Below are 21,728 nucleotides of genomic sequence, written 5' to 3'. Positions count from 1 at the left end.
CTCAGGCAGAGGGCAATCCCACTCCGCACTCCTTTGCGTAGTTCTGCAGCCACTGCAAAAACAGGGGATTGGCGCCATGGGCCACATTGACGCGCATGGCGCTTTCGAGCGGTGTTCCTGCGGCAAACGCCATTGATGGCGCAATAAATATCCCGTGGGCCGCCGCATGGCTGACGGCACGGGCATCTGCCAATGCAGGCGGCACGCGGACCCATAAATAGAATCCGCCTTCCATGGTGTGAGGCACAGTCAAACCGATAGATTCCAATGCACGACGCACGCATTCCGTGGATTGGCTGACATGCGTGCGCAACGCACGCAGATGGCGCAGGTACTGGCCTTGGTCGATCAGCGAAAAGACCAGCCGCTCATTGTGAGCCGATGTCGATACCAAGGTCGCCACCAGTAGCCGGCTCAACTCGGTAGCATGGGCCTTTGATGCGGCGACGTAACCGACCCGGAAACTGCCTGCCAAGGTCTTGGAAAAGGAGCCGATATAAATCACGCGTTGCAGCTGGTCCAGCGCAGCCAGGCGGGGCAGGGTATAGGGCAGGATGTCGGCAAAGGGATCGTCTTCGACGACCAATAAGTCATGGTTCTCTGCGACGCGTAGCACCCCGTAGGCATTGCCCAGTGTCATGGACCCGCCGGTAGGGTTGTGCGCCAGGGGCTGCGTGAAGAACAGGCGAGCCCCGCTGATGCGGGCCTTTTCTTGCAAGTCGTCCAGGCATGGCCCGTCCTGGTTGCGTTTAACACCAACGATACGGGCGCGGGCCAAATTCAATTTGGAAAACAGCGGGTAATAACCCGGCTCCTCGACTAGGACGGCATCCCCGGGTTGGACATAGCCTCGTATCACCAGGTCCATGGCATGGTTCGCGCCTTGCGTCATCAGCAGGCGGTCGGGCTGTACGGTAATGCCGCGCTCCGCCAGGGCCCCGCATAACCGCTCACGCAGCGGCAGGTAGCCCCAGGCGCTGTTGTAGTTGTAGGCATCCGATGACAGCAGCTTTATCGAAGACAGGCTGCTGCGCAGCTTGGAGTCTCCCAGCCATTCGGGTGGCAGCCGGCCGTCGCCGGGGCGTATTGGCAAGCGACGTTCGAGCTGCTCGGTCAGCAGGGCTTCGCCGTCGGTGATGCCGGCAAACGGCAATACGGGTATCTGCTGCCGCCGTGGCGCGGTTCTGACCACGTAGTAGCCTGAGCCGGGCTTTGAATGCAGTATGCCCTGGGCAACCAGACGCAGGTAGGCCTCGACGATCGTGTTCTTTGATATCCCCATGACCTGCGCTTCTTCGCGTAACGAACGCAGACGCTCGCCTGGCGCAAGCGCACCGGTCTGGATGCGGGCAAGAATGCTCTGCACGACGTAATGGACTTTGGACATAAGGGCCGGCCTGCAACTGTACCAAGCCTTCTATTGGTACGGTACTGGGAAATAATTGCCTAACTGTACCAGACAGTCTCCTGAATCTCCCCCTACACTAGCGCCCCATAAGGCCCGCAGTCGAATCCTGTTTTCGGTGGGCAGCATGAATAAGAAAGGAGATCGGGATGCGTCTATCCCCATTGAAGTTGGAAGGCAAGGTGGCCGTCGTGACGGGTGCCTCACGTGGAATAGGGAGAGGCATTGCCGAGATCTATGCTCGTGAAGGCGCCTCTGTCGTACTCGCAGATATAGACGGAGACGGTGCGCGTACCGCCGCCGAGGAGATTTCGGCACAGTACGGCAACGCTGCTCATGCCATTCGTACGGATGTCGCATCGGCAACCGACAATCAGGCCATGTTGGCGTTGGCGCAAGAAAAGTTCGGTCAGGTCGATGTGCTGGTCTGCAACGCCGGCATCGTGCGACCCGCGCGGCCTATCGAAGACATTACGCCAGAGCAATGGCGGCAGGTGATCGACGTCAATCTGATGGGGTGTGTATATGCGACGCAAGCCTATGCACCTATGGCGAAACAGCGCCAGCACGGCCGGATCATCTACATGGCATCGGTGGCCGGCGAGGTCGGCGGCGTCAGCGCCGAAATTACTTACTCCGTGACCAAAGCCGCCGTCCTGTGCCTGACCAAGGCCATGGCCAAACAGCTGGGCCCGCATGGCGTTACGGTCAATGCCATTGCGCCTGGCGCCATTCAGACTGCGATGACCGATGTCTTGCAGTATCCGCCCTCGGTCAAAGACGGCATTCCTTTGCGGCGCTATGGCGAAGTCCATGATATCGCCGCCGCTGCGTTGTATCTGGCCAGCGATGACGCCGCGTACGTCACGGGGACGACGATGGACGTCAATGGCGGGATGTACATGAAATGAGGGAAACACAATGAACATGTATGAAAAGCGAATCCGCCTGCGTGAGCTGTTGGCGCAAGAGGCTTGCACCCCGCTGATGGGCGCCTATGACGTATTGAGTGCCAAGATCGTCGAGTCGACAGGGTTTCCGGTCGTCTATACCGGCAGCCTGGTGACGGGCGCCAGCCGTGGTGCATTACCGGACGTTGGCCTCGTGCAATTGCACGACTTGTTGAGTTTGGCGCGCGATATCGCCAAAGAAACATCCATTCCAATTGTGTGCGATGCGGATACAGGCTGGTATCACGCGGCCAATATCTGGCGCACGGTGCACGAGTTCGAATCAGCGGGTGCTTCTGGTATCCATATCGAAGACACCGTGTTTGGCAAGCACACGACACATCAGGCGGTGTTGTTGGACACGGATGTCATGTGCGAACGCATTCGCGCATGCTGCGATGCGCGCGTCGATAAAAATTTCATGATCATTGCACGCACCGATGCGCTGTATCTGAATGACGATATGGAGGACGCCGTACGTCGCATCAACGCCTATCTGGCTGCCGGGGCAGACGCGGGTTTTATCGTTTTCAAAGGCTCAATCAAGTCGCTCAAGGCGTTTCGCGCGCGTATCAACGGTCCGCTGGTGACGACGAGTGTGGATTTCCAGGACTCGCTTGCCGAGGAAACAGCCGCGGGGGCCAATATGGCGGTGTATTGGCCTTTGACTATCTTCGCGGCGGCCAAAGCGGTCCGGCAGGTCTGCGAGGCCTTTCATAAAGGGCAGGATGCGACCAAGTTGCAGGAATACTGCTTTGATGAGGGAATCTTGAATAGCTTGATGCCCTACGATCGGTTTTATAAAAACGTCGAGCAGTACTGCGTGCAGGATCAATTCGGGCACAACGACGGGAGTGCGCTGCGTGTGGGCCAGAATGAGGAGGCGCGCTGATGAGCTCGAATGTTTCCAGCGCTCAAAGGGTAGAAGGCATCAACGATGTTGTGCCAGACGATGCTCGCTATCTCGCCGAGGTGTGGAGCGATACCGTAGACACTCGCCACCTGGGCCGTTCGCTGCTGTTGAGTATTCCTTTGAGCGCGGGTGCGTTTTTGGCAGCCAGTACGCTTTTTCAACGATGGATCGAACCGGCCGAGGTGGCACGTGCCTATGCCATGCTGGTGGGTTTGCTGGCGTGCTTGCTCAGTGCAATGATATGTGCACGTCTATTCAAACCGAAGCGTCATATCGTTCAAGAAATTTCGCAGTCCAGTACCCGCCAGGATGCTATCGACGAGTTGAAACTCGATGTGGGCGGTTTGGGCAAGCTCAGCCTGGCGCCAGCGGCCACCATTGAGGAAATGAAGGCGTTGGGCTTGTACCAGCTATTTCTCGATGCCGAGCAACAGGAGGCTCAGGCTCTCGACGGCGTATCGTCTCGGCAGCAAATTCCCCGTTCGCCTACACAGCCAGGCAGCGCATCCACCGGCAACTATCAAAAGGCCTGATCATGGATTTCTTTTCTTCCATGCTATTGGTTCCGCTCGTCTACTCCTTGCTGGGTGCCGTGATTTTTACGGCAATCGGCTTGGTTTCAGGCAGTGACGAAACAGCAACTATTGCACCCTTGACCTTGCTCGTGGTGTTGCTGGGGGCTCCTCCGGAAGGCGTATTCGCGTTTTTCATGGCAGCAGCGGTGGCGAAACATATGGCGCATGCCATTCCGACGGCATTGCTGGGCATCCCCGGCGATACGATGGCCATGCCATTGATGCGTGAAGCCAATTTGCTGCGGGCTCTGGGCGTTCCGCACATCGCCGTTCGCAAAATGGTCTCTGGTGCTGCCGTGGCGGCTTTCGTGTCGCTGCCCTTGGCGGTGCTGTTCGCCGTCATTCTCAGCCCGTATGCTGATGTCATCAAAGCTTGGTCGCCGTGGATATTCCTGTGTGCGTCGATTGTCATTGCGTATTTTTCTCCAGGGCGCATGGCGTCGGTGATTGCACTGGTACCGTTCGTCATGGTGATCGCCGCATTGCGGTCGTTCACCACAGCGCAGGGTACTAGTGTCAACGTCAGCTATTTCCTCGGTATTGCCGTCGGGCCGCTGATTGCCGACCTGGTACGGCTGATGTCCCCGGTGGAACGCGCCAAAATGCGGCGCAGTGATTACCGAACCGTCTCGCTGGCGCCGGATATGCAGTCCTCGGGAGGCTATCTGCCCAATCCGCTGAAGGTGCTCGATAGCACCCAGACGCGCTGGACGACGGCGGCCGCAGTGGTGTCGAGCGCGACCTTTGTTTTCAGCCCGGTGGCCATGACGGTCATCATGGGAGAAATGGTAGCGACCCGCGCCAAGCAGGCCTACCATCGGCTGACCTCCATGATCTCCGTGCGCAATGGCGTCACCGAGGCGACCTACATTGCAGAGACCCTGATCCCGTTGATTGCGTTCGGTTTGCCATTGAGCCCCGTCGCGGTGGGGCCAGCCGCGCCCCTATTTAACGCGCCGCCGCGTTTCACCATCGATACGGCAACCGGACAGATCAACAATCTGCACAGCATGATGAACGTCTGGGAATTCCTGGGATACGGCTTGCTGGCAGTCGCGATTGCCTGCTTGATTGCTTATCCCTTTGCCATTCGTTTCGCGCATCGTGCAGCAAAATTCGTGATGAGCCGCGTGTGCCACGAGGCCATCATCGCGGGTTTTGTGGGGCTGGTGGTCGTGATCGGCATCTGGGAAGGCGGAATGACTGGCTTGCTGGTGACGCTCACCATGGGCGTGATCGGCGGATTCCTCAATCGCGCACTGGGATTCGGAGTGGGTGTGCAATGTATGGGGTTTTACACCGCGGTATTGAGCGTGCCGGCGATTCTCGCTGCACTGAAGTGATCACGATTATCGGAGTACAGCGCCCATGGTTGTAGACACCTGCTAACAATTCCCTACGTCTTTACAGATGCAGTTCATAGCGCAGAACAGGGATCTATTCTAGGATCGTCGATTCCATTCCGAATACAGTCAGGAAGGTCGGCCCAACATGAACTATATCCGCGCTACCGTCGTCGCTGCCACCGTTTCACTTGTGTTCTTGGCGTCACCCATGACATATGCACAAGGCGCTGCCAATGAGCCGTTGGCCACCGGCCTGATTTCAACCGGGAACGCGATGGCCGAGGTGAGTGGCGTCATTCGGGACGGAGACAAGCTGACCATCAAAGTCCGATTCAAGCCGACGCAGGAGGGGAAGTCGGTGTCGCAAGTCCTCTATACCGGCATCACGGACCAGACCTATGAGAACAGTTTTTATCTGCTTTCCGGTGACAAGAAATATCTGCTGCTGAAGGATTCCAAAGGCGTACCGCTTGCTCCTAACGCTGTGTCTCTGCGTGGCAGCGGCCCGTTGCTAGCAACGTGGAGCGGCGTATTCCCGGCCCCGCCGGCGGGACAGAAGGTGACGCTTTATCTCTCCGGTGTCGAACCGCTGGGCCCTTTTGCCGTGCCTGCCGAGTAAGCATCATGGCAAAAGTTCTTAACATCGCGCTGATCGCGATGGCTATGAGCCTGTCCGCTCACGTTGAGGCTCAGAGCGCGGACACCGTGGCGGAGATTCGGCCGCTGGTTTCCGATATCCGGGATTTGCAGGTCAATATCCGCGACATGGACGCTCAAGAGGCCACCAAAGGTATCACGGTGCATGAGACCGCCGATAGTGTGGTCATTGCGGTGGCGAGCGATGTGCTGTTTGAGTTCGATAGCGCCGAATTGTCCGGCCAGGCGCAAGACACCTTGGCCGAGGTCGCCAAAAAGCTTAACGAGACGCCGAAGCAGTCCGTCAAAGTCGTCGGTCATACCGATGCGCGTGGCGCTGACACCTACAACCAGAAGCTATCGTTGGATAGGGCAAAGACCGTCGTCAAATACTTGACGCAGAACGGTGTCAAGGCCTCTCGCATGAAAGCGGAAGGACGTGGCGAGTCTGAACCGGTCGCGCCCAACGAGATCCAGGGGGCCGACAATCCCGACGGACGCGCGCAAAACCGCCGGGTGGAGTTCATTTTGCCGAAATCGTGAGGCCATACAAGCCTCCGCCAATTCACCAGAGACCCGTACCAGCCTCGAGAAACACGGCTTCGAGTCTGGATTTGTCAGTGCCGCGGGCTCACTCCAGCGGCTGGCCAAACCCCGCCAGAATCATCGCGATGACCCGATCAATCTGCTTTTGATCCAACGCGTAGGCAGGCGCCTCGGGCAGCTTCTGGTCGGGTTCTTTCGCCAATAACTCAAACCGGCGCGAGACCGGGTCCAGATTGGCCAGCATATGAATCGCTGACCCGCGCGCGAATTCATAATGCCAAATCACGGCTTCCCGGTTGAGCTGCGGGAATGCCTTGGCAATCGCGTCCATAAAGCGGCGCGCCACGTGCTGATTGATATCGAAGGTATGGTAGCCAGTGCGCGCGTCAATACGCATCTGGAACACACTGCGGACATATAGGCTGCCGCCGTCCGCTGAGCGCGACATCGTGAGGATAGGCTCGATCAGCGCCGCCAGGATGTCGCGCGGCGCCAGTGCCTGTCCGGCGGCATTGGACTCATAGGCATCGAGCCTGGCCAAACGCTCGCGGTTGACTTCCCCCGTGATCTCCCGGTGAGCCAGGTTCACCAGCCCGTCTTTCGATTGAAAGTAATAGTTCACCGCGGCGCCATTGGCGCCCGAGGCGGCGGTGATGTCGCGCACGGTCGTGCCGTTTGGACCTTTCCGTGCCACCAACTCTTTGGCGGCGGCCAGGATGGCCTGGCGTTTGGGGCTGTTACGGCTATCCGTGTCTGCGAATTCTTGCATGGTGTCCAGTCCGGGGGCTGTTCCCCATATTTGGCGTACTCGGGTTTCCCCGGAGGAAAAACGTCTTGCGCCATGGGATTGCTCGACATGATAATTTAAACATTAATTTGAAACGATTGTTTTATACAAACATATGAGTTTGAATTTCCTTTCCTCGGATGATCCGGCCGCGCTGTCTATTGCCCAGGCCAGCGCTTTATTGGCCAGCGGACAGTTGCGATCAACGGACCTCCTGCAAGCGGTCCTGGATCGTATTCAGGCGGTGGACGGCGTCATTTATTCCTATCTGCGCCATGATTGGGAGTCGGCACTGGCGGCGGCCGAGGCGGCCTCGGCACGAGCCCGCGAGGGGCGGCGTATCGGCCCGTTGGATGGAATCCCTTTTGCCGTCAAGGACAACATCTACACCAAAGGGCTGGCAACGACCGCCGGATCGAGAGTGCCCCAGCGTCACGATCCGTCGCTGCACGCGACCTTGGTCGCACGGCTGCAGGCAGCCGGCGCCATCCTGGTGGGAAAGCTGAACACGTGGGAGTACGGCACGGGGACTGGCGCCGTGCACTTCGATCTGGAGAACCCACCGGCTTGCAACCCGTGGAATCCTCGTCACTTCACCGGCGGATCGTCCAGTGGTTCCGGCGCGGCGGTGGCTGCCGGTACGGCGTGTTTTGCGATCGGTACCGATACAGGCGGGTCGGTGCGATTGCCCGCCGCCGCGTGCGGTGTCGTCGGTCTGAAGCCCACCTTTGGCCGTATCAGTCGCCATGGTGTGATGCCGAATTGCTGGAGCTTTGATGGACCCGGTCCTCTGGCGTTGACGGTCGAAGACGCGTGTCTCGTATATGAGGCCATTGCGGGGCATGATGCCGCCGATCCGGCCAGTCTGGCTTGTGGCGTGCAACCGCTATTGCCTACGTTGAATGACGGCGTAGCAGGCCTGAGAGTGGGGGTGGTACGCCGCCTGGACCCGGCCGATAGCGTAGAGCCCGCCATCGACGAGGCCTTGAATCAAGCCTGCGACATGCTGCGCGACCAGGGCGCGCAAGTACGCGACATCCAACTGCCGCTTGCGCCAGCCGATTTTCGGGCGATTGCATTGCCCATCAACCGCAGCGAAAGCTTTTCGATTCACGAGCAAGACTATCTGGAACATCGCACCCTGATGGGCCGCGCTTTGCGTGAAAAGCTGGAAATCGGCATGTATATGCGTGCGGCCGATTACCTCGCGGCATTGCGGCAGCGGCGCGAGCTGGTGGCGCGTATGGATGCGTTATTTGGCGATGTCGATGTGCTGTTGTTGCCCATGACGGATCGCGTTGCGCCGGCACTCACCGACGAGCAGGCCGTGATCGACTTTACCGCGCGCTCGGCAGGCAGCCCGTTTTCATTGACGGGGCATCCTGCCGTGTCCGTGCCTGCGGGTTTTGACGACAACGGGCTGCCTGTCGCCGTTCAATTGGCCGCGGGATTTCTGCAGGAGGCGCGCTTGATGCGTACCGCCCGCGCAGTAGAACGCCACTTTACCCCGCAGCCCAGGCGCGCGCAGGTGGTATCTCGATAAACTTCTTCGGCACACAGCCCGGTCTGATTATGTCTACATCCGAATTCGAATTTGCCGCGTTGGAGTCGGCAGTACGCATTATCTGGCAGGAATGCGGTCAGACGCCGCCTGTGGGAGAAGAGCTGTCACGCGCCGCGGCGAACCTGCGTCGTGCATTAGCGGCGGGTCGCGATATCCCGAGAGTGGCGGATAAGACCGTCCAGCCCATGACGGGACGCCGGCACGACATCGAGGTGCAAGCAGGCACTGGACAAACATGATCCTTAGCCATCTGTGAACCACACCACGTGTTCTGCTGCCGGAAGAGCACGGCTGAATATTTCCCGGCACGATAACGATTCAAGAGGAAAATCATGCAGTGCATTCGCGACGTTATATCTCACACACTTGATGACGCGTCAGCTTATACGCGTCACAACGCTCTGTTTGTTTTCTGAGGGAGCCGCAACCATGAAGCTTTCGACTCTTTTGCGGCGTGTCGCCTTGATTCCGCTGTGTCTGGGCATGATGGCCGCGCCCGCCGTCATGGCAAACACCTACCCGAGCCAACCGGTCAATTTGGTTGTAGGCTTCCCAGCAGGGGGACCGACGGACCTGATCGCGCGATTGATTGCCCAACATCTGGGATCGGATCTGGGCGAGAAATTCATCGTTGAAAACAAGGGCGGTGCGGGCGGCAATATCGGCACCAAGGCCGCGGCTCGCGCTCGGCCCGATGGCTATACGGGATTGGTGGCCAGCCTGAACCTGACGATCAATCCGTGGATGACCGAGGGATTGGATGTAGACAGCCGCAAAGACCTGATGCCGGTACGCACAGTGGCGATTGCGCCGACGGTATTGGTGGTGCGTAATGACTTTCCGGCCAAGAATTTCAGCGAGTTTGTCGAGGCAGTGCGCCAGGCGCCAAACAAATACAACGCGGCCGCGCAAGGCGCATCGCCATTGCTGGCTGTGGAGCTGTTCACGCAGTTGACCAACACCCAAATCACGCCCGTACCGTACAAGGGTGCGGCAGCGGCGATGGTGGACTTGATTGCCGGGCACGTCGACATGTCGTTTGCGACATTGGGGTCCGTCCTGCCGCACATCAAGAGTGGCAAGGTCCGAGTATTGGCGGTGGCATCACCCGAACGCTATGCGCTATTACCGGATACGCCGACGTTCGCTGAGTCGGGCATGCCGGACTTCCGCTTTGATTCCTGGACGGGATTATTGATGCCGGCCGGCACGCCTCAGGCGGTCATCGATACCCTGAAGGCTTCGCTGGACAAGCTGGTGATATCCGAGGATTTTAAAAAGCAAGTCCTGGAAATGGGAATGATGCCGGTGCTGCAGGATACGCCGGCAGATTTTGCAAAGACCATCGATCGGGAGCTCGTGCTGTACGAGAAACTGGCGGCCTCAGCGCGCAAGAAAGTCGAGAAATAATGGCTTAAGTGCTGATTGCTGTTGACCGGTGCGTGAATCAACATAGTGCCGAATCCAACCGGCAATCAGCTCGGGATATAAAATCCCCCCCATGCTGCGCCTGCGGCTTGTTGCCCCCGAGGGGCATGGCAGCCCAGTGGCAAAAAAAAGCGCTGATCGATATGTTCGATCAGCGCTTTTTTGTGGCTAGACAATAATCGGTTAATCGCGATCAACCAAACTTCGCCACCAATGCATCGTGGACGTAATCCAATGACTCGACGTCTGCGAATTTCATGTCCAGGTCGAACATATTCGCCTTGTGTGCCTGCGGACTGCGATCGCCGCAAGCATCATCTACCAGAACGACTCGAAAATTGTGCGAGAACGCATCCACGGCCGATGCGCGCACGCAACCAGAGGTGGAAATCCCCACCATGATCACGGTATCGACTTCGTCATAGCGTAGAAAATCTGCCAGCATGGTGCCGAAGAATCCCGATGGCTTGTTTTTCATGACGACGCGATCGCCTGGCCGAGGGCCATATGCCTCGGGCCATTCATCTGCCTTGGGGTCCGCGACGAATTGCACATCGTCGGGCTTGGCCAGTTTCCAGTTCCACGCACCGCGGTATGACGGCAGGGAACGATCATCGCGGCGGGTGTAGTAGATCGGCAGATTCAACTGGCGAAATAGGGCGGTGATGCGTTCCAGTGCGGACATCAGTTCGGGCATGGCCGCGCCGCAGAACGAATAGGAGGGATCCACGAACATATGCGTGGTATCGATATTCACGAGCGCCGGCCGCTTGCCGATGCCCAGGCGATTGGCGAATCCCCCTTTACGATAGGTTTCCAACTCTGCGTCCGGCACGTAGCCACGCCATTTTTCCAGCTTGTCCATCCATTGCTCCTGACTGCGTTGTTTGCGGTATTGCCTGGGCGTAGATCACTGTTGTGTGATGTCGTTCTTGCGAATGACTTCGCCCCATTTTTCGGTTTCCGACTGCACCAGGGCGCGGAATTCTTCCGGCGTGCCTCCGCCAGGACGGCCGGCCATGCCGCGGATACGTTTATCGATCTCGGGGTTTTTGAGGATCTCGTTGACCGTGGCATTCAATCGTTGCACCACCTCGGGCGGCGTGCCGGCCGGCACAAAGATGCCATTCCAGGACAGCACCTCGAAATCGGGATAGCCGGCCTCGGCCATCGTAGGAACGTCAGGCAGATCGGGCATGCGCTGTTTGTCAGCCACCGCCAGCGGCCTGATACTGCCGTCCTGCATGCTGGGCAACGCAGACAATGCTGTCTTGAAGCCTGTCTGGACGTGTCCGGCAATGACGTCGGTCAAGGCGGGCGCAGCCCCCTTGTAGGGGACATGCAATAGATCGGTGCCCGTGCGCAGTTTGAATAATTCGCCTGCCAAATGGGGAGAACTGCCGGACCCCGTCGAGGCATAGCTCAGCGCTCCCGGCTTTTCTTTGGCGAGCGCCACCAGCTCATCCACGGTTTTTACCGGCAGCTTGGCGGTGACGACGAGCACGCTGGGCGAGGACATGAACTGTACGACGGGAATGAAGTCCTTGTTCACGTCGTGATGAATGTTCTTCAGCAGGCTGGCGTTAATGGCGTTGGCGATGGTTCCCAACAGCAGGGTATAGCCGTCGGCCGGCGCTTTCGCGACCTCTTCGGTGGCGATATTTCCATTGACGCCGGGTTGGTTCTTGATAATGACCGGTTGCTTCAGAGCCGTCTGCATGTGGCCGGCAATCAGGCGTGTGATGACGTCGCTGGCGCCGCCTGGCGGATATCCGACAACGAATGTAATGGGTTTGCTGGGATAGGTGTCCGCGTTGACGGCGGATGCGGCCGACAGCATGGTGATACTCATCGCAGCGAGAGCCACGCGTTTGAACAGAACAGTCATGTTTTCCCCTTGTACGGATTGTTCCGTGCCGGTATGGCGCTGGTGTGCGACCAGCCGCCGTCCGGCTCTTGAAAACTGCTGCCGATCATTCTAGGGACGAGGCGAGCCAGCCTCCAGCGAGGATTTCACACTTGCAAATGAGGAAAATCGAATGCCGTGCGAGACGTTAGAGCCAGCGATTGCGGCCCGCTGCGACATTGGCGGCGCGGACGACCGCATCTTTTATGACCGATAGCACGCGGTCAGAGGTCTCGCCGCGGCGGGTCACGAGCGAGAAATGCATCCGCGGGGCGTGTTCACCCAGCCGTACCTCGCGTACCGGATAACCGACAAAGGCGCGACGGTCAGGCCAGGCCAGAATGGAGACCCCGAGCCCCGCCGAAACCATGGCGAGAATGGCATGCGTGGAATCCATTTCCAGCGTCCCGCGGGCCGTGTTGCCCGACGCTGCCAAGTACCGATCGATGGCCACAGCAATATTGGACCCCCGTCCATAGCGGATCAGGTCATGAGCCTGCAAGATGGCTGCAGCGTTGTCTTGCGCCACGTCCTTTGGCGCAACCAGCACCATTTCCTCTTGCAAGAGCGGATACCAATCCAGCCGCTTGTTACGTTCATCGTCGGCAAACGCCACAATGGCCGCATCAATCGTGCCTTCTTTCAGGCCGTTCAACAGGTCGTGGCTCGTATCCCGTACGGGCCTGACCGTGAGCCGAGGGCTATGCTCGCGCAGATATCGCATGGCCTCGGGCAGGATATGGGCCTGCATGCTCTCGATGGCGCCCAGCGCAACGCAGCCCTCGATCACGGAGGACCCGCGCCGCCGCAACGATTCCATTTGTTCCAGCGTACCGCTGATCAGGCCGGCCACCTCATGAGCCAGGGGAGTGGGCTTGATGGTCGATGCGCTGCGATCAAATAACGGTTGTCCGTAGTATTCCTCGAGACGCTTCATCTGCAGGCTCACCGTGCTGGGCGACAGATTCACCTCCAGCGCCGCGCGGGCAAAACTGCCGTACTTGATGACAGCGTTCAAGGTAGCGAAGAAGGCCAGATTCATTCGTTGCTCCAAGAAACCCCTGCAAGCAGGAACAGAGGCGTGCCCCCAAGCTGCGGGCGAATTATCCGCCAAGTGCCTCTGTCAGCGCTTTGGCGGCACGCCGCAACACAGGAACGTGGGTCTTGCGAAAACGATGTGCCGGCATGGTCAGCGTCAATGCACCGGCGAGCTCTCCGCCTGGATAGAACACGGGCGCAGATATCCCCGCCAGGTCACGCGAGCGATCGCTGACGGGCAGACTCATATAGCCATCTTGTCGAATACGCTCATAGTGAGCGCCTGGCGCACCGGAAAACGCCTGCAATACGTGCCCACCCGTGCCTTTGTCCAGCGGCAGCAAATCGCCCGCGCGGCTTTGATCCGACAGGGGTTGAGGCGAGTTGACGCGATAAAGCAATAGCCGTTGATCGCCCTGGCGCACATGAAAAGACGCGCTTTCCAGCGTTTGATCAACCAGCGCGCGCAGGGTGGGGAGGACGACGTCCTGCAGGCTGAACGAGGCGGCGTATACGCGATGCAGTTGCGCTGTAGCGGGCCCGAGCGTGTAGCGGGCATCGGCATGACGTTGCACAAAACCCGCATGGATGAGCGAGGCCAAGAGCCGCAGGACTGTGCTGGGCACCAATGCCACCCGGTCGCTGATCTCGCGCAAGGTCAGGCCAGTGTCTTCTGCTCGAAAGGCAGTCAGGACAGCCAAGGCACGATCAACGGCGGCGACGCCGCCCTCGGCGACTTGGGAAGGATCAGGTTCGCGGACAGGGTAGCGGGGCATGGCGCGGCGATCCTCGTCCTTGACAATCAAGGGTCGAAGATCATATTCTATTTAAAAGAACTTAATTCTATTGGATAAAATTTAATTATTCAAGCAATCGCGGTGGCATTGCGTAGTTCCCGGCCACTGCGTATTCCCACCGATTTTCATACACGCGTTGTTCATTCCCCTTATTCTGGAGCACTCACCCCCATGCCTGATCCTCACGACTATCCCTTGGGCCTGCGTCAATCTACCGGCCGCAACGCCGCGCTGAGGCGGCAAATCGCAGCGCCAGAGGTGTTGGTAGCGCCAGGCGCCTACGATTGCGTCGGCGCGCGTTTGATCGAGCAGGCAGGCTTTCAGGCGCTGTACCTGACGGGCTCGGGCATGTCCATGTCCGCACTCGGCGCGCCCGATGTCGGCCTGATGTCGTTCTCCGAGGTCCTGGATCGCGCGGCGCGCGTGGCGGATGTGGTGTCCATCCCGGTGATTGTCGATGCGGATACGGGCTACGGTGGGCCGTTGAATGTGATCCGCACTGTGCGTGCTTTCGAGCGCGCAGGTATCTCCGGCATACAGATCGAGGATCAATCCTGGCCCAAGAAATGCGGGCACGAAGGCGGGCGCAACCTGGTGTCCACACAGGAAATGATCGGGCGTATCAAAGCCGCTGTCGATGCGCGGATTGATCCGGATGTGGCCATCATTGCCCGTACCGATGCACGCAGTGACCATGGCTTGCAGGCTGCTCTGGATCGGGCGGCGAGCTATGTAGAGGCGGGTGCCGACGTCATCTTTGTCGAGAGCCCGGAAAATGAACAGGAATTAGCCGAAGTCGCCCGTAGCGTCAACGCCCCCGTATTGGCCAATATGGTCGAGGGCGGACGTACGCCGATCGTGCCAGCGGCGCGTCTGCGCGAGTTGGGCTTTGCGATGGCGATTTATCCCAACGCGATTACGCGTTGCTTTACGTATGCAGGGACGGAGATGTTGCGGGACTTGGCCACCACGGGCACGACGGCAGGCTCGGCCGACAGGATGCTGTCGCACCGGCAGTTGTGGTCGCTATTCGAATACGAGAAATGGACAGCCACCGAAGAACGGCTAAAGGCTTAAGGCCTGGCGGGAAACAACGGCGCGGCTAAATTTACCAACGCCTGCGCCAGCTGCGCGCGTACATTCGCGCGCGTCCATACGATGCCGACCTGCCGCTCCAGCCGGGGCGCAGGCAGCGTCCAGCGTTTGATCGCCATATCAGGCGGCCCCCCGACATTCCAGTCGGGCAATATGGAAATGCCCAGCCCCTCGGCCACGAGCCTGCCTATCGATTCAATGCCGTCGAGCTCAAAACGCACGCGTGGGCGCACGCCGTGGTGCCGCAGATAATCATCGGCCAGCTTGCCGCCGACGACTTGACGGTCGTATCGAATGAAAGGCTCAGCCGCCAGTGTTTTGATTGGATCTCGCACGCGCATATCGGCAGGCGTCACCAAGGTCAAAGGCTCGTTGCGCAGTCCGTGCCAGGCACAGCTCTTGGGCAGGTCGAACAAGGGATGCACCATGACGGCCGCGTCCAACTGGCCATCGAGCACCCGTCGATATAGCACGGTGGTGGGCGCAGGTTCGATGTAGATCTCAATGTGGGGATGGGCCTGCACCCACTGCTTGAGCACCCCGGGCAGGATGTGCGTCAAGCCCGTCGGCGTGGCTCCCAGTCGTAGCGGGCCCGCCGGCAAATTGGTTTCCGAGGCGGCAGAGCGCAGATCCCGGACTTCGCTCAATACCGTATGCGCGCGCTGCAGGATGCGGTTGCCGGCCAGTGTGGGCTTGACCGTACGTCCGGCGCGCACGATCAATTGGCTGCCTACGTCGGCCTCCAGCGCCTTGATCCGCTGTGCAACCGATGCCGGCGTCAGGTCCAGCCGGCGGGCGGCACCGGCGATCGATCCGGTTTCCACCACATAGATAAAGCTCTGCAGGAATCGTGTGTCCATGGGGCGCGAGGCGATATCGAATCGACTAAAAAGATGGATTTTATAACTTCACAAAATGCCAGAACATTATTTTTCTTTTTCTTTGGCAGGCCCAGAATACATCCATACGCTTTCTTTTGTATGTCCACCCTGAGGAGCCCCACGTGCCCAAGATTCTTTCCGTCGACGTTTGCGCCGCCGCCGTCCCGCTGGACAAAGTCACTTCGTTTTCCACCCGTACCGTCAGCACCCGCTATTACGGTCTGGTCAAAGTGCGCTCGACAGATGGTGTCGAGGGCATCGGATTTTGCTATATCGGCAGCGCAGCGGGCGAGTTGTTCGTCAATGCCGTCGAGCAACTGCTCGCGCCGGTTCTGATCGGCCAGGACTCGCACGCCGTCGAGCGCCTGTGGCAGAACATGTATCAGGAATCGCTACTACAGGGGCGTGCCGGCACTGTGATGCGTGCCATCAGTGCGTTGGACACGGCGTTGTGGGATTTGAATGCGCGCACTGCGCAATTGCCCCTGCATCGATTCCTGGGCGCATACGAATTGGAGTCGGTGCCGGCCTACGCCAGCGGCGGCTACTACCTGGACGGCAAGACCCCGCAAATGCTGGGCGAGGAAATGGCCAGCTATGTGGCCAAGGGCTTCAACGCCGTGAAAATGAAATCCGGCCGTCTATCGCCTGCCGAAGAAGAAGCCCGCTTGCGCGCCGCGCGCGAGGCAGTGGGTCCTGAGGTCGAAATCATGATGGACATGAACAATGCCTGGGTAGACACCACGCAGGCGATGCAGTACGTGCGCCGTTTTGAGCAATACAACCCGTATTTCATCGAGGAGCCGTTCTCGCCCGACGACGTGGACAGCCATGCGAAATTGGCCAGGCTCACCAACATTCCCGTGGCGACCGCCGAGATCGGCTATGGCCGCTGGTATCACAAGGAACTGCTGGACAAGAACGCCGCGGCGATTTTGCAGCATGACGCGGCCGTCTGCGGCGGCATCACCGAATGGCGGCGCATCTCGGCAACGGCCGCGAGCTACGGCGTCATCGTATGTCCGCATTGGTTCCACGATCTGCATGCCCCGCTGGTCGCTGCCATGCCCAACGCGCGGTACGTCGAGTTTTTCTGGGACGACCAGGTGCTGAATTTCCGCAAGCTGGTAGATCGTCAGCTCGAACACAAAGACGGCCGCGTGCTGTTGCGGCAAGACCCCGGTCTGGGCTTTGATTTCGATGAGCCCATGGTCGAGCGCTATGGGCAATGGCGCACCGTTCGTTGACGGTTCACGATTAACTTTGCAATGGAGCCCGTTCGATCATGCCTGCATTGACCCCTGACACGCCGCGTTTGCGTGGCGTGCTTTCTCCCGTACTGACACCGTTCAATCCTGATTACACACCCTCGGCGCCACGGTTTGTGGCTCACTGCAGGAACCTGCTGGAACAGGGCGTGGGTCTGGCGATATTCGGCACCAACTCGGAGGCAAACTCGCTCAGCGTTGCCGAAAAACGAGCGTTGCTAGATGCCTTGTTAGAAGCAGGGCTGCCCGCTGGCCGCATGATGCCTGGCACCGGCGCATGCGCGCTACCCGACGCGATTGAGCTGACCCGGCATGCGGTGTCAGCGGGATGCGCAGGCGTACTGATGCTGCCGCCGTTCTACTACAAGGGCGTCAGCGACGAGGGGCTGTACCGTGCGTTCGCACAGGTCATTGACCAAGTCGCCGACGAGAACCTGCGCGTGTATCTGTATCACATCCCGCCTGTAGCGCAGGTCGGTATCAGTATGGGGTTGATCGAGCGCTTGTTAAAGGCCTATCCCAAGAATATCGCCGGTATCAAGGACAGTTCCGGTGACTGGGCCAACACAGAAGCCATGCTAAAGACGTTCCAGCCGCAGGGCTTTGACGTATTCGCGGGCAGCGAGACATTCCTGTTGCGTACATTGCGGGGCGGCGGTGTCGGATGCATCACTGCCACCGGCAATGTGAATCCCGGCCCTATCGCTGCGCTGTATCGGGAATGGCAGGGCGATAACGCCGACGCGTTGCAGGCCGGCCTGGATGCCGTCCGTAATGTGTTCCAAAAATTCCCCATGATTCCCGCGATGAAGGCCGCCATTGCGCAACGAGCGGGTGACGAGGGCTGGGCCACGGTCAGGCCTCCGCTCGTCGAGTTGACGGCGGCACAACGCGTGTCGCTAGAGGATGGCCTGGCATCTGTGAATTTTGAAATCCCGGGCGTGCAGACACTGGCATTACCCAAGTAGCGCATCCATCAGAAAAGCAAAATGTCCACGTATCACCCCTGAGGCCGGAGGACGACGCCGGCATCCTGAACACCAACCCGGAGCGAGATCCGGGAGGAGACACCTCATGAACCGCAGAACTTTCGTGGCGGCCGGCTTGACCGGCGTCGCCAGTGCAGTCGCATGTGCATTCGGTATCACCCCGCGTTCCGTCCGAGCCTCGGTAGACACCTGGCCCAGTAAACAAATCAACTATGTGATTGCTTTTGCTCCCGGCAGCAACAGCGATGTGTTGGGCCGCATCATGGCGCAGAAACTGGGCGAAGCGCTCAAGGACAATGTCGTGGTGGAAAATCGCGCCGGCGCGACCGGGATGATCGGGTCCGCCTATGTAGCCAAGGCGCCGCCTGATGGCTATACGCTATTGGGCGCCAGCATTGCGACTCATGCGATCAATCCCAGTTTGTTCAAAGACATGCAATACGATCCGGTTGCATCGTTTCAGCCGATCACGATCATTGGCATGAATGCGAATACGCTGGTCGTATCCAACGAAAGCCGATTCAAATCGGTCCAGGACATCATCGACGCCGCGCGCGAAAAACCCGGCACGATCTCGTATGCGTCGTCCGGGATTGGTACGACACAACATCTGTCGGGCGTATTGCTGGAACAGATAGCGGGCATCAAGCTGGTGCACGCGCCATACTCGGGCCGCTCGGCCATCCCGGACGTGATCGGGCAACAGGTCGACTTCATGTTCGAGGGACCGACGGTCGTGCCGCAGGTCAAAGGCGGGCGCCTGCGCGCCCTGGCCGTGACGTCGCCTCAGCGCCTGAAAAGCCTGCCCGAGGTGCCCACGATGCAAGAGGCTGGCGTTAAAGACTACGAAGTACAAGCCTGGCAAGCGATCTTTGCACCTGCCGGCACGCCGCGGCCCATCGTGGACAAGCTGTATCAAGCACTCGCGCAGATTATCCATTCACCCGATATGCAGGCGCGTCTAGAGGGAATGGGCGTCATACCGTCTGCGATGTCGCCAGATGACTTCGCGGTTTTCCAGAAAAAGGAAATCGCGAAATGGGGCGATCTGGTGAAATCCACCGGGACGAAGGTGGAGTAACGACAGCGTTGCTGCGGCACGATACGTCGCCCGCTGATGTCCCATTGGCAGGGCAGGTCAGCGGGCGGACGATGATTTGTCGATGCGCGCCAGATCGAGGGCTTTAGGCTTTCAGCGCTGCGGCAACCGCATCCTGCAGCGAGCCCGTGGGCCGGCCGATCAGTGTCGAGAGTTGCCGGCCATCGTCGTATAGCGCTCCGTGAGATACGCCCACATCCCACGACGCGATCGCGGCCGCGAGCCCTTCGGGCAGACCTGCGCCCTTGAGCGCGGCAGCGTAGTCGGCTTCCGGGATGTCCCGATAAGGGATGTCCTTGCCCGTCTGCCTGGAGACCTCTGCTGCCAGTTGGGTCAATGTGTACGACGTGTCGCCCGCGAGCTCGTACACTTTCCCATCGTGCCCAGTACCCGTGAGCACCGCCACCGCGGCATCCGCGTAGTCAGCTCTGTGCGCGGACGAGATTTCGCCGTCCTTTGCACTGCCAAACAGCGCGCCGTGGGCGAGGGCAGGGGGAATAGCACCCGTGTAATTTTCGGTGTACCAGCCGTTACGCAAGATGGTGTAGAGGAGTCCGGATTGCTTCAAGAGCGCTTCAGTCTGCGCATGCTCTGGCGCCAGGCTCAATGGCGATGTATCCGCACGCAAAAGGCTGGTATAGACGATCCGCTTCACGCCGGATTGCTTGGCCGCGTTAATGACGTTAGCGTGTTGTGCCGTGCGATGCCCGATGTCATTGCCCGAGATCAGCAGCAGGGTATCTATCCCTTGCAGTGCCGCCTCCAGTGTGGCGGGCTGCGTGTAGTCCGCGGCGCGCACCGCGATGCCCAAATCGGCGGCTTTTTCGGGGCTGCGCACCAAGCCTACGATATCGCCAGGATTGATTTTTTCTTTCAGCTTTTGAACAACGAGACGTCCGAGCTGGCCTGTAGCGCCAGTGATTGCGATGGTCATGATGCGACTCCAAGAGATGTGCGGTGAACACACTATAGAGCCAATACTTATTTTTAGTAAGTACGTACAAAAATGTTAGTTAAGGCGCTAAACTCATTATGTTGTTGTGAACTCATCACCTGAATGTCTAAGCCCCGTTCCTCCAAATCCCTTGTTGCGGAATCGCTCTCGGCCAAACTGCGTCGAGGCGACGTGATGGCCGCGGGCTGTCCGTCACGCCCGATCCTCAAGCATCTGACGAGCCGATGGGGGGTACTCGTATTGATTGCTCTCCAATCGGGGACCCTTCGATTCAGCGATCTGCGCCGTCAGATCGGCGGCGTGAGCGAGCGCATGCTGGCCCAGACACTGCAATGGCTCGAAGCCGACGGCATGGTGAATCGGCGTGCTTTCAATACCGTGCCACCCCATGTGGAGTATTCATTGACGCCGATCGGCGTCGAGGCGGCGGAAAAAGTGCGAGGCTTGGTGGACTGGCTGGAGCTCAGCTTGCCACGGATCCTGGACAAGGCGTCTCCGATAGATTGAATGCAGCGCGAGCGGCCGCAGCGCCATGCGTATCCCGCACTACGTGCCCGCCAAAAGCTCTTGCATTTCCAGCGCTTTCCGATCCGCGCATCGACGCAGTTCTTCGACAAAGATCTCAGTGGCGGGGCTGCGCCGTTTTCCCCTCGGAAACACCATGCCGTAATGCAGCTTCGCAATCGGCCGGAATTTTTTCACGACGATATTCAGATGCCGCTGCGCAAGCGCAGCCATGGGCTCTGCGAGAGCAATGCCGCATCCCATCGCCGCCAATTGGATTGCGGTGGTGCTGAAAGAAACCTCCAGCTCGCTGTTGGCGCTGGCATTGGTGGCCTCAAAGGAAGCCAGACAGCGTTGCTCCAGGATGCTGCGACGCCCCAGGCTGATGTAGGGTTCGGTCTGGATGTCTTTGGGTTCGATATGTGCGCGGTCCGCATAAGGATGATCCGGATGCATCACCGCTACGATCTCGCTTTGGCAGAACAGCTCTGTCTCGATGGCGGGGTGTTCCAGCGGCAGCTGTACCAACGCCACGTCAAACTGTTGCTGGGCCAACCACCATTGCAGCTCCGCGGGCATCCGTGCCGTCAGCGCCGCCGAGAAGCCGGGATTCTGCAGACGGCAGTGGCCTAGAGCCTCTGCCGCCATACCGTCGATGATGTGATTGGCTGCGATGATGCGGACCCGGTCTCTGCGGCCGTGCCGCATGTCTTCCGCAAAGTCGTGTACGGCATCCTGGGCGCGCAGCAGTCCATAGACCCGTTGATAGAGGGCTTGACCGTCTTCCGTCAGCTCGAGCCGGCGACCGACTTTAGTCAGGATCTCAAATCCCGCGTCCTCCTCCAGTTGGCTGAGCAGGCGGCTGATCTGGGGTTGTGTGCGGTTCAACCGCATCGCGGCTTGCGCAATGCTGCCACCCTCGACAAAGGCGTGAAGCGCCTCGAAAGCGCGGTAATTCATATTGCTGGTCCTGGAATGTTACTTACGTTTCACGCAAGTAAATGGCCAAATTAAGAAATTGAATTATATGTTTTGGCACTTCAGAA

General features: G+C 59.2%; 23 protein-coding genes. 14 read left to right on the top strand and 9 right to left on the bottom strand.

Going from position 1 to position 21,728, the window contains the following annotated elements:
* Position 1 precedes the first annotated feature (1 nt).
* A complete protein-coding gene (locus ACYVI2_RS23955) occupies positions 2–1,387 on the bottom strand; it encodes an aminotransferase-like domain-containing protein (RefSeq protein ID WP_415816946.1) in 1,386 nt (461 codons plus the stop codon).
* Positions 1,388–1,554: 167 nt separating this feature from the next.
* Between ACYVI2_RS23955 and ACYVI2_RS23950 the strand changes: the two genes are divergently transcribed.
* The 6 genes from ACYVI2_RS23950 to ACYVI2_RS23925 all read left to right on the top strand — a co-directional run bounded on the left by ACYVI2_RS23950 (position 1,555) and on the right by ACYVI2_RS23925 (position 6,368).
* A complete protein-coding gene (locus ACYVI2_RS23950; RefSeq protein WP_415816944.1) occupies positions 1,555–2,316 on the top strand; it encodes an SDR family NAD(P)-dependent oxidoreductase in 762 nt (253 codons plus the stop codon).
* Between the two features lie 10 nt (positions 2,317–2,326).
* The gene (locus ACYVI2_RS23945) at positions 2,327–3,247 is read left to right on the top strand and encodes an isocitrate lyase/PEP mutase family protein (RefSeq protein WP_415816942.1); all 921 of its coding nucleotides are present in this window, start codon (positions 2,327–2,329) and stop codon (positions 3,245–3,247) included.
* Positions 3,247–3,801, top strand: coding sequence for a hypothetical protein (locus ACYVI2_RS23940; protein ID WP_415816940.1), 555 nt, complete (start codon positions 3,247–3,249; stop codon positions 3,799–3,801). Before ACYVI2_RS23945 ends, ACYVI2_RS23940 begins: the two co-directional genes overlap by 1 nt.
* Before the next feature lie 2 nt (positions 3,802–3,803).
* Entirely contained in the window at positions 3,804–5,186 is a 1,383-nt protein-coding gene (locus ACYVI2_RS23935) for a tripartite tricarboxylate transporter permease (protein ID WP_415816938.1), read from the top strand.
* Between the two features lie 148 nt (positions 5,187–5,334).
* The gene (locus tag ACYVI2_RS23930) at positions 5,335–5,808 is read left to right on the top strand and encodes a hypothetical protein (RefSeq protein WP_415816936.1); all 474 of its coding nucleotides are present in this window, start codon (positions 5,335–5,337) and stop codon (positions 5,806–5,808) included.
* A 5-nt stretch (positions 5,809–5,813) separates the two neighbouring features.
* Positions 5,814–6,368 carry an OmpA family protein gene (locus ACYVI2_RS23925; RefSeq protein ID WP_415816934.1) on the top strand — a complete coding sequence of 185 codons (555 nt, stop codon included), beginning with the start codon at positions 5,814–5,816 and terminating at the stop codon, positions 6,366–6,368.
* A gap of 88 nt (positions 6,369–6,456) precedes the next feature.
* On the opposite strand, the gene ACYVI2_RS23920 is transcribed toward ACYVI2_RS23925, so the two are convergent.
* Complete coding sequence (locus tag ACYVI2_RS23920) at positions 6,457–7,140, bottom strand: TetR/AcrR family transcriptional regulator (protein ID WP_415816932.1); 684 nt, start codon at positions 7,138–7,140, stop codon at positions 6,457–6,459.
* Positions 7,141–7,273: 133 nt separating this feature from the next.
* Here ACYVI2_RS23920 and ACYVI2_RS23915 point away from each other — a divergent pair, with 133 nt between their 5' ends.
* From ACYVI2_RS23915 to ACYVI2_RS23905, 3 genes are all read left to right on the top strand, one after another.
* The gene (locus ACYVI2_RS23915; protein WP_460490363.1) at positions 7,274–8,701 is read left to right on the top strand and encodes an amidase; all 1,428 of its coding nucleotides are present in this window, start codon (positions 7,274–7,276) and stop codon (positions 8,699–8,701) included.
* A 29-nt stretch (positions 8,702–8,730) separates the two neighbouring features.
* On the top strand, positions 8,731–8,961 hold the full coding sequence (locus ACYVI2_RS23910) for a hypothetical protein (RefSeq protein ID WP_415816928.1): 231 nt from the start codon (positions 8,731–8,733) through the stop codon (positions 8,959–8,961).
* Positions 8,962–9,151: 190 nt separating this feature from the next.
* A complete protein-coding gene (locus tag ACYVI2_RS23905; RefSeq protein ID WP_415816926.1) occupies positions 9,152–10,132 on the top strand; it encodes a Bug family tripartite tricarboxylate transporter substrate binding protein in 981 nt (326 codons plus the stop codon).
* Positions 10,133–10,343: 211 nt separating this feature from the next.
* Here ACYVI2_RS23905 and ACYVI2_RS23900 read toward each other — a convergent pair whose 3' ends face one another.
* The 4 genes from ACYVI2_RS23900 to ACYVI2_RS23885 form a co-directional block, all read right to left on the bottom strand.
* Positions 10,344–11,015, bottom strand: a complete 672-nt coding sequence (locus ACYVI2_RS23900) for an isochorismatase family protein (RefSeq protein ID WP_415816924.1) — start codon at positions 11,013–11,015, stop codon at positions 10,344–10,346.
* Between the two features lie 45 nt (positions 11,016–11,060).
* On the bottom strand, positions 11,061–12,038 hold the full coding sequence (locus ACYVI2_RS23895; RefSeq protein ID WP_415816922.1) for a Bug family tripartite tricarboxylate transporter substrate binding protein: 978 nt from the start codon (positions 12,036–12,038) through the stop codon (positions 11,061–11,063).
* Positions 12,039–12,204: 166 nt separating this feature from the next.
* The gene (locus tag ACYVI2_RS23890) at positions 12,205–13,098 is read right to left on the bottom strand and encodes a LysR family transcriptional regulator (protein ID WP_415816920.1); all 894 of its coding nucleotides are present in this window, start codon (positions 13,096–13,098) and stop codon (positions 12,205–12,207) included.
* A gap of 61 nt (positions 13,099–13,159) precedes the next feature.
* Positions 13,160–13,870: an IclR family transcriptional regulator gene (locus tag ACYVI2_RS23885; RefSeq protein ID WP_460490362.1), complete on the bottom strand. Its 711-nt coding sequence runs from the start codon at positions 13,868–13,870 to the stop codon at positions 13,160–13,162.
* A gap of 192 nt (positions 13,871–14,062) precedes the next feature.
* Here ACYVI2_RS23885 and ACYVI2_RS23880 point away from each other — a divergent pair, with 192 nt between their 5' ends.
* Complete coding sequence (locus ACYVI2_RS23880) at positions 14,063–14,968, top strand: isocitrate lyase/PEP mutase family protein (RefSeq protein WP_415816918.1); 906 nt, start codon at positions 14,063–14,065, stop codon at positions 14,966–14,968.
* Here the strand turns inward: ACYVI2_RS23880 and ACYVI2_RS23875 are convergent.
* Entirely contained in the window at positions 14,965–15,846 is an 882-nt protein-coding gene (locus ACYVI2_RS23875) for a LysR substrate-binding domain-containing protein (protein ID WP_415816916.1), read from the bottom strand. The genes ACYVI2_RS23880 and ACYVI2_RS23875 overlap by 4 nt on opposite strands.
* Positions 15,847–15,989: 143 nt before the next feature.
* Between ACYVI2_RS23875 and ACYVI2_RS23870 the strand changes: the two genes are divergently transcribed.
* The 3 genes from ACYVI2_RS23870 (at position 15,990) to ACYVI2_RS23860 (ending at position 19,205) form a co-directional block, all read left to right on the top strand.
* Entirely contained in the window at positions 15,990–17,114 is a 1,125-nt protein-coding gene (locus ACYVI2_RS23870) for a mandelate racemase/muconate lactonizing enzyme family protein (RefSeq protein WP_415816914.1), read from the top strand.
* A 38-nt stretch (positions 17,115–17,152) separates the two neighbouring features.
* Entirely contained in the window at positions 17,153–18,103 is a 951-nt protein-coding gene (locus tag ACYVI2_RS23865) for a dihydrodipicolinate synthase family protein (protein ID WP_415816912.1), read from the top strand.
* Between the two features lie 106 nt (positions 18,104–18,209).
* Positions 18,210–19,205, top strand: a complete 996-nt coding sequence (locus ACYVI2_RS23860) for a Bug family tripartite tricarboxylate transporter substrate binding protein (protein WP_415805095.1) — start codon at positions 18,210–18,212, stop codon at positions 19,203–19,205.
* Positions 19,206–19,308: 103 nt separating this feature from the next.
* Here ACYVI2_RS23860 and ACYVI2_RS23855 read toward each other — a convergent pair whose 3' ends face one another.
* Entirely contained in the window at positions 19,309–20,157 is an 849-nt protein-coding gene (locus tag ACYVI2_RS23855; protein ID WP_415816910.1) for an SDR family oxidoreductase, read from the bottom strand.
* 123 nt (positions 20,158–20,280) lie between these two features.
* Here ACYVI2_RS23855 and ACYVI2_RS23850 point away from each other — a divergent pair, with 123 nt between their 5' ends.
* Positions 20,281–20,685 (top strand): winged helix-turn-helix transcriptional regulator, encoded by a 405-nt coding sequence (locus tag ACYVI2_RS23850; protein ID WP_415816908.1) that lies wholly within the window; start codon positions 20,281–20,283, stop codon positions 20,683–20,685.
* Between the two features lie 39 nt (positions 20,686–20,724).
* On the opposite strand, the gene ACYVI2_RS23845 is transcribed toward ACYVI2_RS23850, so the two are convergent.
* Complete coding sequence (locus tag ACYVI2_RS23845; protein WP_415816906.1) at positions 20,725–21,642, bottom strand: LysR family transcriptional regulator; 918 nt, start codon at positions 21,640–21,642, stop codon at positions 20,725–20,727.
* Positions 21,643–21,728: the final 86 nt, after the last annotated feature.

The organism is Bordetella tumbae (assembly GCF_054780995.1).
The sequence above is the reverse complement of the archived record's forward strand: the minus strand, read 5'-3'. Positions and strand labels throughout refer to the sequence as shown.